This window comes from Methylobacterium sp. yr668 (assembly GCF_900116245.1).
Taxonomy (GTDB): domain Bacteria; phylum Pseudomonadota; class Alphaproteobacteria; order Rhizobiales; family Beijerinckiaceae; genus Methylobacterium.
The window spans coordinates 1-16,494 of sequence record NZ_FOZY01000044.1 but is presented as its reverse complement, the minus strand read 5'-3'; the positions used below and the strand labels follow the sequence as shown (position 1 = coordinate 16,494).

Annotated in this window: 21 protein-coding genes and 1 pseudogene; 10 read left to right on the top strand and 12 right to left on the bottom strand. The window is 63.8% G+C overall.

What is annotated here, in order from left to right; all coding sequences use genetic code 11:
* The first annotated feature begins 130 nt into the window (after nt 1-130).
* Nucleotides 131-316, top strand: a complete 186-nt coding sequence (locus tag BM419_RS28730; RefSeq protein ID WP_091928447.1) for a hypothetical protein — start codon at nt 131-133, stop codon at nt 314-316.
* 177 nt (nt 317-493) lie between these two features.
* Complete coding sequence (locus BM419_RS28725) at nt 494-937, top strand: Ros/MucR family transcriptional regulator (protein ID WP_091928446.1); 444 nt, start codon at nt 494-496, stop codon at nt 935-937.
* Nucleotides 938-1,340: 403 nt separating this feature from the next.
* On the opposite strand, the gene BM419_RS28720 is transcribed toward BM419_RS28725, so the two are convergent.
* Entirely contained in the window at nt 1,341-1,547 is a 207-nt protein-coding gene (locus BM419_RS28720; protein ID WP_091928457.1) for a hypothetical protein, read from the bottom strand.
* A 590-nt stretch (nt 1,548-2,137) separates the two neighbouring features.
* Nucleotides 2,138-2,341 (bottom strand): hypothetical protein, encoded by a 204-nt coding sequence (locus BM419_RS28715; RefSeq protein ID WP_091928445.1) that lies wholly within the window; start codon nt 2,339-2,341, stop codon nt 2,138-2,140.
* Nucleotides 2,342-4,307: 1,966 nt separating this feature from the next.
* On the opposite strand from BM419_RS28715, the gene BM419_RS28710 reads away from it, so the two are divergent.
* Complete coding sequence (locus BM419_RS28710; RefSeq protein WP_091928444.1) at nt 4,308-4,565, top strand: hypothetical protein; 258 nt, start codon at nt 4,308-4,310, stop codon at nt 4,563-4,565.
* A 143-nt stretch (nt 4,566-4,708) separates the two neighbouring features.
* Here BM419_RS28710 and BM419_RS28705 read toward each other — a convergent pair whose 3' ends face one another.
* The 3 genes from BM419_RS28705 to BM419_RS28690 form a co-directional block, all read right to left on the bottom strand.
* Nucleotides 4,709-4,924 (bottom strand): hypothetical protein, encoded by a 216-nt coding sequence (locus BM419_RS28705; protein ID WP_091928443.1) that lies wholly within the window; start codon nt 4,922-4,924, stop codon nt 4,709-4,711.
* 113 nt (nt 4,925-5,037) lie between these two features.
* Nucleotides 5,038-5,367 (bottom strand): hypothetical protein, encoded by a 330-nt coding sequence (locus BM419_RS28700; RefSeq protein WP_020095967.1) that lies wholly within the window; start codon nt 5,365-5,367, stop codon nt 5,038-5,040.
* Between the two features lie 590 nt (nt 5,368-5,957).
* On the bottom strand, nt 5,958-6,170 hold the full coding sequence (locus BM419_RS28690; protein WP_091928440.1) for a hypothetical protein: 213 nt from the start codon (nt 6,168-6,170) through the stop codon (nt 5,958-5,960).
* A gap of 305 nt (nt 6,171-6,475) precedes the next feature.
* Between BM419_RS28690 and BM419_RS32650 the strand changes: the two genes are divergently transcribed.
* On the top strand, nt 6,476-7,237 hold the full coding sequence (locus BM419_RS32650) for a hypothetical protein (protein WP_175556401.1): 762 nt from the start codon (nt 6,476-6,478) through the stop codon (nt 7,235-7,237).
* Nucleotides 7,238-7,342: 105 nt separating this feature from the next.
* Here the strand turns inward: BM419_RS32650 and BM419_RS28680 are convergent, their stop codons facing one another.
* The 5 genes from BM419_RS28680 to BM419_RS28655 form a co-directional block, all read right to left on the bottom strand.
* Complete coding sequence (locus BM419_RS28680; RefSeq protein WP_091928439.1) at nt 7,343-7,588, bottom strand: hypothetical protein; 246 nt, start codon at nt 7,586-7,588, stop codon at nt 7,343-7,345.
* Nucleotides 7,589-7,715: 127 nt separating this feature from the next.
* Entirely contained in the window at nt 7,716-8,318 is a 603-nt protein-coding gene (locus BM419_RS28675; protein ID WP_091928438.1) for a phasin family protein, read from the bottom strand.
* Between the two features lie 1,091 nt (nt 8,319-9,409).
* Nucleotides 9,410-9,562 (bottom strand): hypothetical protein, encoded by a 153-nt coding sequence (locus BM419_RS28665; RefSeq protein ID WP_244540903.1) that lies wholly within the window; start codon nt 9,560-9,562, stop codon nt 9,410-9,412.
* A gap of 586 nt (nt 9,563-10,148) precedes the next feature.
* Complete coding sequence (locus BM419_RS28660) at nt 10,149-10,505, bottom strand: hypothetical protein (RefSeq protein ID WP_091928437.1); 357 nt, start codon at nt 10,503-10,505, stop codon at nt 10,149-10,151.
* 347 nt (nt 10,506-10,852) lie between these two features.
* The gene (locus BM419_RS28655; protein ID WP_091928436.1) at nt 10,853-11,278 is read right to left on the bottom strand and encodes a hypothetical protein; all 426 of its coding nucleotides are present in this window, start codon (nt 11,276-11,278) and stop codon (nt 10,853-10,855) included.
* A gap of 296 nt (nt 11,279-11,574) precedes the next feature.
* Here BM419_RS28655 and BM419_RS28650 point away from each other — a divergent pair, with 296 nt between their 5' ends.
* From BM419_RS28650 to wrbA, 6 genes are all read left to right on the top strand, one after another.
* Nucleotides 11,575-12,408: an outer membrane protein gene (locus BM419_RS28650; RefSeq protein ID WP_091928435.1), complete on the top strand. Its 834-nt coding sequence runs from the start codon at nt 11,575-11,577 to the stop codon at nt 12,406-12,408.
* A gap of 426 nt (nt 12,409-12,834) precedes the next feature.
* Entirely contained in the window at nt 12,835-13,401 is a 567-nt protein-coding gene (locus BM419_RS32140) for a hypothetical protein (protein WP_139257153.1), read from the top strand.
* A 195-nt stretch (nt 13,402-13,596) separates the two neighbouring features.
* On the top strand, nt 13,597-14,304 hold the full coding sequence (locus BM419_RS28645; RefSeq protein WP_244492129.1) for a hypothetical protein: 708 nt from the start codon (nt 13,597-13,599) through the stop codon (nt 14,302-14,304).
* Entirely contained in the window at nt 14,301-14,711 is a 411-nt protein-coding gene (locus BM419_RS28640; RefSeq protein WP_056530966.1) for a PIN-like domain-containing protein, read from the top strand. Before BM419_RS28645 ends, BM419_RS28640 begins: the two co-directional genes overlap by 4 nt.
* Nucleotides 14,712-14,963: 252 nt before the next feature.
* On the top strand, nt 14,964-15,209 hold the full coding sequence (locus BM419_RS32135; RefSeq protein WP_139257152.1) for a hypothetical protein: 246 nt from the start codon (nt 14,964-14,966) through the stop codon (nt 15,207-15,209).
* A gap of 9 nt (nt 15,210-15,218) precedes the next feature.
* Complete coding sequence (gene wrbA, locus BM419_RS28635; RefSeq protein WP_091928434.1) at nt 15,219-15,872, top strand: NAD(P)H:quinone oxidoreductase; 654 nt, start codon at nt 15,219-15,221, stop codon at nt 15,870-15,872.
* Nucleotides 15,873-15,890: 18 nt separating this feature from the next.
* On the opposite strand, the gene BM419_RS28630 is transcribed toward wrbA, so the two are convergent.
* Together BM419_RS28630 and BM419_RS28625 are read right to left on the bottom strand one after the other, a co-directional pair.
* A complete protein-coding gene (locus tag BM419_RS28630) occupies nt 15,891-16,163 on the bottom strand; it encodes a hypothetical protein (protein ID WP_244492137.1) in 273 nt (90 codons plus the stop codon).
* Nucleotides 16,164-16,295: 132 nt separating this feature from the next.
* Nucleotides 16,296-16,494, bottom strand: a pseudogene (locus tag BM419_RS28625) (IS630 family transposase); the annotation flags it as partial.

Sequence of the window (16,494 nt, the reverse complement as noted above, 5' to 3'; positions counted from 1 at the left end):
AGAGTGTCTGCGCCTGTGGTCCATGATCAAGACACAGGAGGGGCGCCGCCGCGCCGTAGAAGCTCTACGAGCGATTGCGGATAGGGAAGCCGACCAGCGTGACTGAGACGCGAGCGCAGATGGGCGCGGCATGACCGTCGTCGACGACGTCCTGTTCGAAGCGGTTCATGCGCTCCGCGCTTGCGGCTACGCCGTCGAGCCCTGGAGCAACGACTACCCGCTCTGGCTGATCAATCGAGAGACTTTCGCGGACGGCGCGGTCATAGTGCTCGCCCTGCGGCTCGGCCTGATGGATGGCCCTGAGCGGCTTCAGTAGCTGCGATGCCAGCAAGAGCGCCCCATCGTCTCGCCTGGGCTCAGGTGAGCGGGATCGGGGAGGGTTAGTCGAGCGATAGGATTACGAGCATGCCACCGGCAATTGCCCTAGTCAGGGTTGCAGCAGCCGCTCAGATGCATCATCGGGGGATCGCAGATTAAGTTGGGAACCGATGAAGTGGTGGAAGAAACCTTAGATCGTAGCTCGATCGTCATTGAGTTAGTATGCGAACTTGTAGCCGCTTACGTCTCGAACAACCCGGTTCCGGTTGCCGAACTCCCTGGATTGATCGTCAATGTGCACGCGGCCATAGCCGGACTGGCCGACGGCACACCCAGCCTATCGAGCGAGGCGGCTGCTGAACGCACTGTCGAGAAGCCGACCCCTGCCCAGATCCGCAAGTCGGTCCGGCACGACGGGATCGTCAGCTTCATCGACGGCAAGGCCTACAAGACGCTCAAGCGTCACCTCACGAGCCACGGGCTCGATCCGAAGAGCTACCGCGAGCGCTTCGGGCTTCCAGCAGATTACCCGATGACCGCCCCGAGCTACGCCGCCCAGCGCTCTGCACTCGCGAAGGCGATTGGATTGGGCGTGCCGGGAGCGCGTCGCTCAGCGTAGGAGAGCGGTGTGGATCGACGGCCCAGGCAAGCCGCCGTTCTGCTGCCCTTAAAGGGTCATCAGCGGCACCAAGGCTCCCGCAAACTGTAAGAGGCGGGCTGGAGCAATGGGTACTGGCCGACCGAAGGTGTCGGCCCAGCTCAACTGAATGATTTGGGCGCTGGCCAATCTCTCCGCCGGGACTGGTTTGGAGGCTCGCCTTTTAGCGGCACCGATCCAGCGGACCACCCAGTTTCTACGCCCGCGGCGCGATGCCGGCGGCCGCTCAGGCACGGACCAGCGCTGAGCTGAGCGGATGTCGGCGCGCTTGTCTGATGGCATCGGTGAAGGCCCCTATCGGGGTTTCAGGGCGCCACCAGTAGCACTGTGGCAAGCTGTGCAGCCCATGCCCTATCGACGCGCCTCAGCGACGGCCGCCATCGGCTCCCGGTTTCATGGCCCGCTCGACGGCCTCCATGGCGCTTTCGAAGGCCTTTGCCTCGCTGCGGTGGGGGCGGTCGGAGCGCTCGATCAGCTTGCCGCTTTTGCGAATTGCCCACTGGAAGTGGCCCTCCGGCTTGGTAAGCGGCGAGACCTCGATGGAGTAGGGGTGCGGGACGGGATCGACCATCCGCACGCTATGCCAAATCATGCGCGATGACACCACAGCCAAGGTGGCGCCATCGGCTTCCGGATTGGTTCGGCGCGGCTCAGGCGGTCTTCAGGTTGGCGGCGCTCTCCTTGTTGCGGCGCCAGCCTGCCTCGGCGTTGTAGGAAATCTCCTGTCGCTCGGCGGGAGCGTGCATCCAATCGTGTGTCGGGGAAGTTAATCTGGTGGACCCGGCAATTCTCGGTCCCCGAGGACTCTGCAATGCCAGCTCGGCTTGAAATTTCACCTAAAGACGTTCATAAATTTTCCGCGCTTGCACGGGCTATGATTGACAGGAGGCTCGCCCAAATCCCTGAGGGCTCTAGGCCGGAATTTTGGTCCATCGTCGCGAATGTTTATGGCCGAGGTCTTCCAAGGGACGCGGTGTCTGCTGACCTCCTCCAAGCGCTACCAGAGGTAGCGGACGGTATCGATCTCTCGGCTCAGCCTAAAACTCAAGCGAACGGTGGGATGAGCCACAATCCGGATGGCGCCGCTTGTCCGATTGGATGCTGACAATGGCGCTATCGCGGGGCCCAACGGCGCCGGGGCTGACCGGTCGCTGAAGGGGATTAGCTTCCGATCTGGCCTACGACGCGCTCAATTTCATCTATTGCGGTTCTGATGATTTCAGCCTGGTGCTGTAGTTCTTCGGTCTTGATGCGGCCTGGATCTTCCTTTGTCCACCAGAGGCCATTGTCGATTACCCCTAGCAATCGGCCCAGACGAGCATGCTCATGCTTGAGTGATGCTATAAAATCGGTGCTGGTTTTCATAGAAAATCCTCCGCTTGGCCGTCTTCATACCGCAGCGAAGGGGCGAGAGCGAGCGGCGGGGCTTGGTGCCGTTCCTCACGATCGGGGCCAGTACGCAATGCGGCCCGAGACCCAGGATAAGACAGGACAGTTAGTTGGGCCTCAACAGCGGTCCACGGTCTGGTCCTGGATCGGGATGCCAGTCGGCAATGCCGGTCGGTCCAGGCTGAGATTGGACGGACCGGCGTTGCCCATCGTTCTACAGCCTGGCGGTTCGACCGGAAGTGGTAGCATGGTGCTTGAGCAGCTGAAGGCTGGGGCGCTCAGGGACAAGAGACGGTAGCGGCCCATCGTCCAGCCGCAGCAGGTCGTGCCTTCGTTGCCAGTCCACGCAGTGGGTTATGCCGCTGATCTCGATAGCTCCCATTGAGAATACGAGCGTCCCAGTGGCGACGACGGCGCCCACGACACCGAGCACGAGCCCTTCTAGAACCGGCTCCCTTCGCACGGAGGCGCGCTCTCACTGCGCGGGCACGAACGCCTGTTCGGCAACGAGGATCAGGCAGGACCAAAGCATGGCAGTTACCTGAGCGCCCGGCGTAATGCCCCGGTCCTAGGTGTGCAAGCGGCGGTTAATCCTCCGTGTGCACCGTCCCCCATTCCGGGAAGTGGCGCCCTATCTCTAGCTCGTGATTGCCCTACCGATATCCGGCAATATGCTCGCCACAACCGACCGGCACGATCGGCCGTATGACCCTGCCACAATTATGATCGCGGATCGTTGAACAACCGACAAGCTTGAATATTGAGCGTGATTGCCGGGAACTATGCTGGAATATTTATGTTGACATAGACCTGGGCAGAAAAGACCGCTCACGAATGGGCGGTCCAAGTCTAGGGAGGAAACGCCCCGAGAGGGGCTGCGGTGCGGCGTGCGTACCGCACCGCATTACAACAATCGCCGGTTCGTGACTCTGTTCACGGCCGGTGATTTTTGCATTGCTGTCGGATGGAGGCCCAAATGGATCGCCATACGCGGGTGCCATCGCATCACGATCCAGATCTCGGGTTTCGCTGGGCAATTTACACCCTACTCGCGACCGCGGTAGTGGTGAGGTTTGGACCAGCGGTCGGCTATCTGCTACCATGATCGCTACGGTGCCAATGCCGGACATATCGCGTTGTCATTTTGCGCGACGCGTGAGGTCATGCGATGCCAGCACTTTCCTATTCCGTCCGTGCACTTATCTTCTCGCCCGACGGTGATCTGCATTTGGAGCGCCCAGCCGAGACTTATGCCACATCCGCTGAGGCACGCGTGGTTTGCAACGAGGTGCTTGCGGCACATCGGGCCGGCTCAATCGAGTCGCTCGTGCAGGTCCATGACCCGTGCGGTGGTCGGGTCGATACCTGCGACGACCGCTAACCGTGTCTTCAGTCGGTGCTCAGGCCGCATAAGCCGTATAACCGGACTTGCTGCCGGTAGATGGCTCATTGTCGAGAAGAATAGCTCCAGGCCGCTTCCCCGTTTAGAGGGCCGCGTCTTATCGCTGGCTCGTGATTGTCCAGCCGCTCAGTGAAACACTCTCGCCACAGTCCGAAGACATGATCGCCGTATGACCTTGCCAACCGTTCAAGCTCTCGGACTCATGGTTTGCGCCGTGATCGCATCCGCCATCTATCTGGCGAGCCTCGTGCACGGCGTCAGGTCCGAGAATAGCGGCCCACGCTAGGAATGCGTGACTGCGACGGGGAGGCCGCACCGAGGCCAGGGGGGTAGGCCATAGAGCTGCTCTGCCGTCGCTCGGCTCCCCGACCGATCGCTGTCGGCAGCATGACCCCGCATGGTTAACGGCCCGTCAACGAGTGTTGCTCTGTTCGCGTCTGGCTGTGACACACGGCCGGTTGATGCCGGCGTTCTCGGCCACCCACCTCGCTATGTTCTGCAGGCGTTCCATATCCCCGCCGGGCGGTACGGAGCAGCAGAATGGCGAGGCGAGGGGTCTTCGTGCGGGCCGAGGAGGTCGCCTTCCTGGAGGAGGTTCGACGCTGGCGGCAGCAGTGCGTCCTGGTCCTGACCCGAGCCAAGCCGCAGGGGCCACTCTACAATGCGGCCTCGAAGGTGATCGACGCGATCGACGATGTCGCCGAGGTGGTGACCAGCGACCGGCGGACCTTCTATCAGCAGGACGCGACCACGCCTGGTCCCCATCTGCCGCCGACGCGGTTTCGAACCGTTGAGTAGCTGCGTTCGCGGCTCGTGCGAGATGCCGCGATTGTAGCGAAAGCGTCGGTCCCGCCTGACGGCGGGCGGCTGACGCCGCCGGCACGATGACAAAGGGTTTCAGGCAGCAAGCCACGTCATCAGGTTGGCAGCGGCTGACCGGCTCAGGCCGAAGCGACCAAGCCCAAGGGCACTCCGATCGCGAACAGGGAAGGCTCCACGATCATCAGGCGCATGGTGGAGCCGTCCGCCCCCGTTCGTGTGCTGTACTCCGCCTCACGGAATGCGACCGCGCTGCACTTCAGCGTCACGGAGGGGGTGTCGGCACGACCGACGAAGCGGCCCTCCAAGCGGATGGTGTTTGCGTCCTGCGGGCTCATTGGCCCTCCCGTGCCGAGCACGTGTGCAAGCTGCGTTTAACGCTCAACGCATTGCGAGCCCTCTCAGCTACTTGGAGCACATCCGAGAGGGCCAGCACAGGAGCGGACCACCGTCAGCTCTCAAACTTGATGACGAACCGAGCCCTGTCGCTACCCAGCGGCATGATGCTGCGGAGTTCCCCCTGCCCATTCGGCAGCAGGTTGGAGACGATATGGGTCCAGTCGCCCATCGCCGGGTTGAAGCCGGTGGGTAGACCCGAGACCATAAGCGACGGTTGCTCCACCACTGACCGCATGACCGAACCGTCCGCGCCCTTCGTCTCCTTGAACGCCGCATCCCGGTACGTGACCAAGTTGCACCGCAGGGTGAGAGGTTCTGGTTCATCAGCCGAGCTACCGTAGCGGCCTTCTAGACGGATCGTGTTGTCGCTCTGCCCGCTCATCGGTGTTCCCACGGTGCGCATGTGCGCCGGCCGGGGCTGGGGCGCTCAATCCTCAACGCACAGGAGGCCTGTTCGCAACCATCACCGGTCACGCAGGGTCTCGAGCGATTTCCGGGCTCCCTTAGGCGCCCCCTAAAACGTTGCCTTGGCTGAGGGCGTCACCAGGCATGCGCTATTCGGGTCGTGGACACTGCCGCAGCCCTTCTCTTTGGCGTACCTTGCGCCATTCAGAGCCAGGTGCAGATTTATGACCGAGCGGCGAGAACTGTACCGAAGCCCGAACGGAGATACGTGGTATCTCGGACGAGAGCCCGAGAGCGGTCGAGCTTTTGTCATCCATCAGCCGAATGCTCCCTCTGGAGGGCGGCTGTCCCACATCGAGCTGGGCGCCTTCCTACGCGGAAGCGCCGGGGGACCGGAGCATCAGGCTCTGCTGCGCCTGATCGGTACGCTGGTGGATGTTCCACCGTATGGGGATCGACCATAAGGATCGGCGTCCCTGTTTTTTCGCTGGGATCAGACAGAGATGGCGGGACCCGCTAGAGCCACTGCACTCCATGCAGGTGCAGGCAACGTCACACTGATCGGATCTACCGCTCCGGATCGCCACCGTCGCCAAAGGCTCGCAAGCTGTCCCGCAGCGGCAGCAGCTTGAGCAACTCGGCCTCATAGCGCGCTATGGCCTCGCGCTCTCGCGTCCTGCCCTCATTGGAGAGCGGCTTCGTTGCGAGGTCGAACCAGCCTTGGCGGATGCTCTCCAGGAGCAGGCCGATGGAGTCGTTGATCCGTTCGAGCTTCGTCATAGCCGAGCCCTTCAACGTTGACTTAACAGTGCCGCCCGGCCGACATGGGCGGTCACGGCCGGGCTCGCTTCGGCGAGTCGTGAGCCGGCATCAGGAGAGATCAGCGCCGCGAGATAGACCCTGAAAAGCCAACAGCCCCGTCCCGGCAAGGACGAGGCTGTCGAAAAACCTGGGGCCTGGTGGGGCCGCGTTCACAGCTCCCCACAAGCCACGAACTCCCCTCGGGAGTCAAGCGAAAGCACCGCTTTTCGCACCGGGAAGGCTTTGCCTGGACCCTAGCCGCGGCCCGTGAGGGACCGGGACCGATGTTTCACGCCACCATGCGGTCGGCGATCGAGGGCGCGCGCACGCTCGCGCAGCTCGACAGCCTGTCGCGCACCATCTGGCAGGCCCACGCCGCCGAGACCGTGACCGACTCAGAGGCGCAGGGCTTGGCTGAGGCGCTGCACACCCGCAGGGCTACGATCCGCGAGGCCGTGGTGCCCGTCGGCATTCCGCTCGGCCGAGTGACGCTGTTCCCGCCCAAGCGTCTCCAGAGGGCTCCTGAGCGATCCGTGACGATCGAGCGCCGACGGCGGCTGGCCTGCTCCGGCCCAATGCCGCCTGCGTTGGCGAGCCGGTTCACAACCGGGCAGCTCGCGGTCCTGCGGATCGTCGGCGACGAGATGGACCGGCAGGGCGCCTGCGGGCTTTGCATCGACGCCATCGCGGCACGGGCAGGCGTCTGCCGGCGGCTGGCGCAAGGAGCGATCCGGCTAGCTGAGGGTGATGGGCTCCTGACCATCCAGGAGCGGCGCCACCAGGGCCGCAAGAATGACCCGAACGTGCTCCGGATCATCAGCCGGGAGTGGCTGCAGTGGCTCCGGCGAGGAGGGCGCTCGGCAGCTCCGGCGCTCTTGGGCGGCATAGGGTGCAAAACGATGCACCCCACGGGTAAGGGAGATCCACAAAGGCAGGTTGTGGATACGGCACCGTCGAAGGGCTGCCGAGGGGCAGCGGTCGACTTTGGCCGAAGCGATCCTGTGAGAATTCTCGCGGGCGGTAGGACGGGCCGAGCTATGCGGTGAGGGTCTGAGAGCGTTCGACAGGGCGGACGCTATTGAACCTTGGCGAGGACCCGGCCACACGCGCCGCCTTGGCGGTGGCACAAAGAGCAGGATGAGCAAGCTTGATCAGGTAGCAGTAAGACGTTTCGTATTCGCAGCAACGTGCTCACGGTATCTAGCGATAACCACGTCGGCAGAGCCTCCCTTCATCAGTGTGCCTGAGGCCTCGACGAAGGCGGTGATCTTCTCGCTCACCATCCTTTGTGCCTCCAACCGCCCTTCAACGCCGCCCCAGGCGAGTTTCACAAGGCGTAGTTCGACGACTTTTTGCGCCTCAAGAGCGAGTAAGGTAATGGCAAATGGGTTGTACATCGCGTACTCCACGCCACACCGTGTTAGAACCGATGTGGCTGAGACAAACAAAAAGGGCGGCCAAACCGACCGCCCACGTGTTCGTTGTGGGATCGAGGATTATCACTCGACCCCGAGGTCTGGCGCCTCAGCGCGGACCAGCTGATCCCTGCGGCGCGATGCCGGAGAAGGTCTTGCTGGCCTCCTCCATGGCGCGCACCGAGGTCTCGGTGATGGCTTTGCAATCTTGAACCATGGACTGCAGCCCCTCACGGACGAGATCACTCTGGACCACGGAGTACTCCTGCACCGATCTAGCGCGAGCCAGCTTGTTCATGCCGTCGAGGTTGCGCTGCCACTGCTTCTGGCTCAGCTCCAGCCAGATCCGTGAGGTGTCCTGGAAGGCCTGGGTAAGCACGGTCCCGCAGCGAGCGACTGCTTCCATGTTCTGCTTGGACTGCTGAGCCAAGCGCTCGCTACCCTCGCCCGTGTAGCCAAGGGTGCGGGAGAAGCGATCCGTGGCTTCGCGCGCTTGATGGGACGCCGTCTCGACGCCCCTCTGCACGAATTGCTTGGTGTTCTCCGCTGCGCGTTCGTTGAGATCGACGATCTTGTTTACACCCTCGCGAGCGGCATCGGTAAACTGCGCGCTCTGCTCGGCAGATTTATTGATGTTGGCCTTCATCGCGTCGGTAGCCTTGTCAGATTGACTGTCTTGCTTGTTCTGAGCGGCGTTATGAATGGTCGTCATCGTATTCTCCTGCCCTGCTATTTAAAAAATTGGTCTTTCGTACGAAAATAAGAAATTAATCAGCTGACATCTCTGATTGTTTCCTGTCTCTATCGCACTGCACACAAATCGTTTGCGTGACTATATATTCAAGATCTGAGAAAAGAATTGGATCCAGTTAAATTTCAGTTATTTTATGAAAACGAGCTATTTAGATGATAAGTTGCTCATTGCGTTGCACAATAAAAATTTCGCAGAACGCGACCGAATTCGTGCGAAAGGCTCGGCCCCAGTCTCACCGCTCGCCATTCTGAGCGCCGTGCTCGAATTTGTACGGCCACGCCTAAGACCCATTTGGTGCGGTTCGCAGACCAGCCCTCTGCACCGCGCCCGTGATGCCTAGGTTGGGCAGTCGCGTGAGGGTCGGCGCAGCGGGGGAGCTGGACACCGCGGAGCGCCGGCCCACGGCCCGTTATTGCAGGCGAGATGTGCCGGTGTTGGCCCTGATCCAATTGGGCGCCAGGATGTCGCCGGCCTCGGTGATAATCCAGGGCTTGGCGTCCTCCGCGTCGATCGCCTCGGCTGCGGCGGCCAGCGCCGCGCGCAGGGTCGAGAAGCTGCGAGCGTCGGCGACATGGGCCGGCGCATGGCCGGGCTACACGGTGAGTTCGGCGGGCTTGTCGAGGTCGGCCAGGGTCATCGGTTCGCTGGGGTTCACGGCGGGCGGCGCTTATGCCGCGGGGCGGTGGCTGCTGGTACCCGGTCGCACGCTTACGGCCAGGGAGACGGCTATGCGTGGGCTCGCATTGCCAGGAGGATCAGGCGGTCCTCGGCCCGGGCCGAGGGACACGAACCTCGACCATCTGTCCGGTGAGCGGATTGAGGATCAGCATGGCTGCGTGTCTCCGGTGGGTGTGCCGGTAGAACGTCGTCACATCGCGGTAGGATCAAGGCGTTCCGAGCAATTGCGTGGAGATGGTGAACCATTCGTTCACCCTAGCCTTGCGGCGCTGCCTCCTGGTTTCGCTGCTCGCGGGAACATTTAAGGCCTGACGTGCGAGGAGTTCGAACGGCTAAGCGGAAAGCCCTTGCGAACGGCCAGATCCCAAGGCCTACACCAAAAGCGGCTCCAAAGGCTTGAGACGTAACCGTTTCACGAGATCGCGCGACAGGCCGCCCACGATCTCAAGCCGTGCTGTCGGCAGTGCTTTCAGCGCGATGGCTTCCAGCGCCTCGTCCGGCGCGGTCGCCAGCACGGCGTACACGCGCACAGCTTCACGCCTCTGAGCTACAGACACGAGATAGGCGCGGCGCTTTGGCGGCTTCGGCATTTTGCCGGCTTATGGATTGGCGCGCCGCGCGTCATCGTCATTGTACATCGACGCCACAGGTCCGATCCGCAGAAGGTTGATCGACCATGCCAGTGAGCACGGTTTGGTGCTCACAATCCCGCCGCGTTCGGCGCGCCTCCTGGGCATCAATGGCGGCTGCGGCCTGCCGCATTCATGCTGCACGGAGTGCCTGCGTTGCTCAATACCATTCTAGCGCTTCTCGCTGTCCTCGCTGTCATGGTTGCCCACGCCGCCTACAGGTTGCTGCGCTTGCCCTTCCGGCTGCTGCGCGGCCTGTTCCGGCACAACGCCAAGCCAGCCCCGCTGACAGCTCGCTAACCCGCCTCCAACATCATGCTGCCGGGCCACGTTGCGTAACGGTCAGGCTCGCCGCTGGTGAGATCCGGGGTTCCCCCGCCGTCTGTGATCAGATCAGGCGGCGGGGCCGAACCGACCGGCGTCAAGCAAGGGTCGCTCTCGTGCCTGCCGTGCAACAGCGAGTCGAGTGCAAGTCGGTGCCTCAGTTCTTGAAGATCCGCACATCGCCCTCCGACAGCTCGTCGCGCTGGTCGGTGCACCACTGCTGTTCACCGACCTCTTTCACCTCGGCGTAGCGCCGCGCCAGCTCGTCCTTGAAAGCGGCGTTCGCCCGCTCCTGGCCGAGCACCTTGGTGGCCACGTCTCGCGCGGTCTGGGAGATCCGCAGCGCGGTCGTGCCGTCGATCGTGTAGTGCTTGCCACAGAAAGTGATAATGGCCGATTGCGCGCTGGACGCTCGGAGTAGGGCCAATGCCTGCTCCTCTTGGGTCTGTGCGCGAGAGGGTAAGGCCTGCGCACTGACAGCGAGGGCGACAGCAATGAGAGCTTGGTAGCGCACGGCAGGTCTCTGATGGCCATCACTCGTACAACGCAGTAATGAGCGGCGGCAAAGTTTCAAAGCAGCGTGCCGCAAGCGGCTAAAGAGCGGCCCTGCGTCAGAGCAGCTGCAGCTTCACCCTCAGACAAAGTGCATCGGCAGAGCGAGGCTGACGAGGGCGACATAGGTTCCGACGAGCAGGGCACCGGCAGGAGCGACGACACCGCTGAGCAGAACGAGGCGGGATGAGAGGGACATGACGATCTCCATTGGATGGACGGCGGCTGCCGTCGTTGAGGGAGATCTATGCTCAAGCTTTCCGGGCCGATGTGTTAAGAGACACTCCCAGCGCCCTCGCAGTGGCATGTTCAGGCGTACGGCCCACCGAACAGATCGCCGAGCGCCTTCCGCCGAAACAACGTGCGCCAACGCCTGCGCTTATGCTCCGGGCGGTCGTGGATCATGTGGCATCGCTGACAGAAGGCCGCGAGGTTGGCGTCCGTGTTGTTCGAGGTGTCATGGTCCCGATGAGCGGTGGCCAGAACAATGCGGGTCCGACGGGCGCGGCCGAGGATGTCAGCTTCCGCAGCGATCCGGATCCGCCTGCCCCAGCCATCGCGCCACCGGCCGGCATCCGCGTCCCACCAGCGCCCATCGCCGAGGTGGTAGACCACCCGCCCGTGCGGCCGTCCGCAGCCCTCACAGCAGCCCTTGGCCCGGCCGAACCGGATCACGGCCGAGAGCTGCGTCCAGTCGATGGGGTAGAAGAAGCGGTGCTCAGGTCGGATCGGCATGGAGGGGGCGAAAACCCAGAGAGGGTCCTACTCTGCAGGGAACCACCTACCCCATCCTGTAGCCGTTCGGCCACAGCTGACAGACGACGTGACAGCGGGCTGCAACCAAAACGCTTCTGAGATGTTGTGGCGTCCGGCTGAGGATCAGGCAGTGTATTACGCCGATCTCGTATGCCTTCATATTCGGTTTACTAAGCCGCCCTACCTCGTCGCCGAATGGTGTGTCCGTAAAACTACAGCCTTTTCTGTCACGGACCGGTAGCCATACCTCCAGATCGAAATTTGGACCTTCCGTTATGACCAAGCTCCTGGCCTCACTGGCCGCCTTCACGGCCCTCACCGCCGCCGCCTCAGCCGCGGATCTGCCGCGCCGCGCCGCCCCGCCGCCGATCTTCACCCCCGTCCCGGTCTTCACCTGGACCGGCGCCTACTTCGGTATCAACGCCGGCTACGCCTTCGATGCTAGCGACCGCAAGACCGGCAACGTCTTCGCCGTTCCCTTCCCCTACGCGGCTCCGGGCACCGTCGCCTCCTTCCGCAACCGCAGCCAGGACGGCTTCTCCGGCGGTGGCCAGATCGGCTACAACTACCAGTTCACCCCGGGCTCGGGTGTCGTGATCGGCTTCGAGGCTGACGCTCAGTACCTCGATTTCGGCCGCGACCGGAACAACGCCTTCATCTCCGGCGCCGTCGCCCCCGGTCTGATCGTCAACGACCCGCGCGGCCTGTCGAGCCTCGACTACTTCGGCACCGTGCGCGGCCGCCTCGGCTACGCCTTCGACCGCACCCTCGTGTACGGCACCGGCGGCTTCGCCTACGGCTCGGGCAGCGCTGAACGCTCCTTCGGTGGTTTCCGCGGCAACGACAGCTTCCGCACCGGCTGGGCCGCTGGCGGTGGCATCGAGTACGCCCTGCCGACCGACTCGTTCCTGAACTTCTTCCGCTCGAGCGCCGTGACGCTCAAGGTCGAAGGCCTGTACGTCAACCTCGACCGCGGCACCCGGAACCAGGGCGTCCTGCTCGTCGACGCTGCCAGCCTCACGCCGGTCGTCACCACCGGCGTCGGCCGCCGCTCCGACGAGTTCGCCGTCGTCCGCGCCGGCCTGAACTACAAGTTCGGCTCCTACTGAGATCCGATCGCGCTGCTCCCGGCGGCTGTGCCGGGAGATGCGGCGGCAGGCGAGGGGTAGTTGGTCCTCCTCATCGCCTTCCGCCGCCGAAGAGCAGCCGATCGGCTGACCTTCGCATCCCCAGCTCGATCAAACTGGCCGCGAGGTCGGCAGCACCCTGGGAGCTCCCGCTCCTGGGGTGTTTCTTCGTTCTGGAAGAGCCGTCCGAGCGGATCCGATCCCCTGTCCATGGCTCGACATGACGTCGTCGCAACTCGCCAGACCGTCATGACGAGTTGGATCCGTAACGCCCTGAACGTCACCGGCTGATCGAGAAGGCGTCACCGGCTGCTTCCGCCGGTCATACGGTGATCGGCCATCCCTCTCGCCGTTTGGGTTTTTCGTCGATGTCGTATCAATGGGAGGCCTCTCAAGCGGAGGCTGACCATGTCGAGCAACGACCACGACCTGAACGAGACCCCTGAAAAGGGTCCGAAGAAGCCCGAATGGACTCCCGGGCGGCGCCTGTCGCGTAAGGGCATGCCCCGGGCTCGGGGGGAGGATCTGAACGCCCACGCGAAGGTCGAGGCCCGGCGCAAGGCTGCACGGCGCGCGGCCGGGACGCCCAGTCGAGACGATGTCGCCCGCGCAGCTCTGCACGCGCTCCTCTTCTCCCTCGCGGCGCGGCCGGATGCTCCCGAGCCCCGGGACTTTCGAGATCTGACCGTCAGCTGCCTCGGGCACGCATTGTTCGATCCCGAAGAAACGCAGCGCGTCTTGGCCGACATGGTCGTGCGGGCCAAGCATGATTGGGTGGAGTGGGTCTACACTCGCGTCTTCCGAGCTTGGCGCGACGGCGGCTGCCAAGGCCCACGTCCCGAGCGCCCGGAGAAGACCCGGGAGATCCCGCGGCGGCCGAACGGCACGATGCCCTGGACGTACAAGGAGCCCCGTCCGCCGGGCCCACGACGTCCCTGGCGGCGGCGAAGACCGTCGACCGACGGCGAGGCCTGAATATCACCGGCTGACGCCTACTAACGGGGGGCCGAGGTGGATCCTACCTCGCTATTCCCGTGAGCCGTCGCAGCCCGTTTGATTGGGATCGGATCAGGCTGCGGGCACCGTCGACCAGGGTGGGGAGACAGGGGTGTCAGCCGAGCGGCGACAGAACCTATTGACGCTGGGCCACTCTCGGCAGACCACGTGACTGTGGGACAGAACGTGCAACCTCCGGCTACCGGCCTTGTCGGCATCGGGCTCTATACGCCCGCTGAAGCCGGCCGACTGCTGCGCATCGCACCGGCGAAGATCTCTCGCTGGCTCCGCGGCCACGAGGCCAACGGCAAGCGCTACGAGCCGCTGTGGCAGCCGCAGGTGGACCTCGGCGAAGAGGGCATCTTCCTCGGCTTCCGGGACCTGCAGGAGGTCCGGGTTGCCTCGACCTTCATCGAGAAGGGCTTGAGTCCGCAGCGCGTGCGCCAAGCCGTCGAGCTCGCTCGCGATGTCGTCGGCGATGCGCGCCCGCTGTCGACGGCGCGCTTCCGGTCCGATGGTCGAACGGTGTTTCTCCAGGTCGTGGAGGAGGACGGACAGACTAAGCTGATCGACCTGTTCCGGAAGCAGTTCGCCTTCCGCGACATCCTCGAGCGCAGCCTGACCAACCTCGACTACGACGAGGCCGGCATCCCTGCGATCTGGTGGCCGCTCGGGCGCAGCAAGTCCGTGAAGATCGACCCGGCGCGCTCCTTCGGGCAACCGATCGAGGCTGAGACCTCTGTCCCGGTCGACGCGCTCGTGTCCGCCGTGGAGGCCGAAGGGTCACCGGAGGCGGCTGCCCGAGTGTGGGACGTGCCTGTCCGCGCCGTGAAGCGCGCCCTGGTGTTCCGCCGCGAGATGGATCTGCGGTCGGCGGCTTGAGGGTCTTCTTCGACAACTGCACGACCCCCGTGCTCGCCGAGACCTTGAACGGCTACCTCCACCATCGAGACGAAAGCGCGTCCCACATCCGGGATCTGCCGTGCGGGCGGCATGCCGCGGACCTCGAATGGATGGCCTATCTAGCGGGCACGGGCGACGACTGGCTCGTGATCACCGGCGACAAGCGCATCCAGAAGAACAAGGCGGAACGTGCCGCCTTCCGGCAGGCCGGGTTGAAGGGGCTCGTCCTCGCCGCCGGCTATCAGACGACACCGATCAATCAGCAGGCGTCCCTGCTGATCTGGCGCTGGCCGGATATCGATGGCCTCCTGAAGAACCTGAGGCCACCTTTCCTGTTCGAGATCCCGATGCACCGACAGGCCGGGTTCCGGCAGCTACCGATCTGAGAACTCACAGCTCGGCGGCTGCCATCGTAGAGGTTCAGGCCAGAGGCGGCGCCTAGACCCCTCGCCCTGTGGGATCGGCCCGATGACCCCAGACACCTTCCTCTCCGAGATCGTGGGCCCGAACATGTTGGTCGTGGGGCTACATACCGCGGTTGGACGGGCCGCCCGTCATGGCGCCGCAGCGGAGGACCTATCTGATTGAGAGCCCGTTGCATCCTTGGGTCCGCGAGTGTGGATCAGCGAGGTTTTCAGGTGGCAGAGCGGCATTCCAGTCAGAACGGTCAGCATGGCGGCCCCGGTCTGCCGGTCTTTTACGGAGTGATTGGCGGTATCGGATTGATGTTGGCAGCGCTGACCATGCTGATGGCCGGCCAGGTGGCGAACTCGCATCGAACGATCAGCCATACGGCAGATGCTTCATCGCTCTCCGGAAACCTGACGCGGTCGCACGCCGGCTCGCCCAATCTGCAACCGTCTGGCCATAGCGCCAATCCGTAGGAGGATGCTGTGGCCAACCGTACATCCGATCCGACACGCCTGCTGATCGTCTACTACTCGCGCAGTGGCAGCGTCGAGACGCTCGCGACTGTCGCGGGAGAGGCTGCACGAGCCGCGGGCGCAAAGGTCCGCGTGCGCAGGGCGCGAGAGGTCGTCGATGCGACGGCGATGGCCAAGGTCGACGGCTGGACCGAGAGTGCAGCCCGGCAGAACGCCCTGTACGAAGCGCCCACGCACGACGATGCCGAATGGGCGGACGCGATCCTGTTCGGCACGCCGAGCTACTTCGGGGCCATGGCGACCGAGTTGAAGAACTTTCTCGACCTGCTCGGCCCGCAATGGAAGCGGGGCGCCTTGGCCGGCAAGGTTGGCGGTGCGTTCGCGGCGGCCTCTTGGCCGCATGGCGGCTCGGAGGTCGTCACGCTGTCGCTGTATGCCCCGATGGCGCATCTGGGCATGGTGATCCTGCCGACCGGCTACACCGATGAGGCGATGCTGGAGGCGGGCTCACCGTACGGCGCCTCCGCCATCGTCGGCAAAGAGAACCGTCCACCACGACTGTCGGACTTGGACGCGATCCGTCATCAGGGACGGCGGATGGTGGCGATCACCGGTGCGTTGATCGCAGCCGGTGAGATGCCGTGCCGCAACGTTGATAGCTAGGCACAGCCGATCAACGGATCAGGCCAACCGTGGTGCCCGATGCCGCTCGTGGCGCCAAAGCGCGACCGCGACACGCCGAGCCTCATAGGTCTGCCGAAGGGTCGTTCCGAGGCCGCCCTGGCCTTCCGGGGAAAAGGCGTAAATCAGCACCCCGTCCGGCCCATAGTTCCGTTGCATCTCGGCTCGCCAGAGGCTGTCGGCGGCAGCGAGGGCTGACTCGGTCAAAGCGAGGCGGGCGACGTCCGGCGCAGGTGCTTGATGAGCGTTCATATCAGTCAACGTGCCGATCATGCGGAAGGTCCGTCTCGACACCCGCCCCGCCGCTCGCCAACTTGAGTGTATGTCTAGCAGCGTGGCGGGCCCTACGATCAAACGAAAGCCTGCCCCGCGCAGTCAGTGTAACCGTGCTAGAGCAGTTCCCGGTCAGGTAGCGACGGCCAAGTCGTCCTCGTAGCCGGCTGCGGCGAGGTAGTTGCGGCACTCCTGCGGAGTGAAGCGTGTGAAGGCCTGTCGGATCGCCGCCCAGAGATCCGGGATCGTGCGCGCAGCCGCGCTGCGTAGCAGAGCCTTCAGCTTCGCAAAGGCCTGTTCAATCGGGTTGAAATCAGGGCTGTAGGACGGA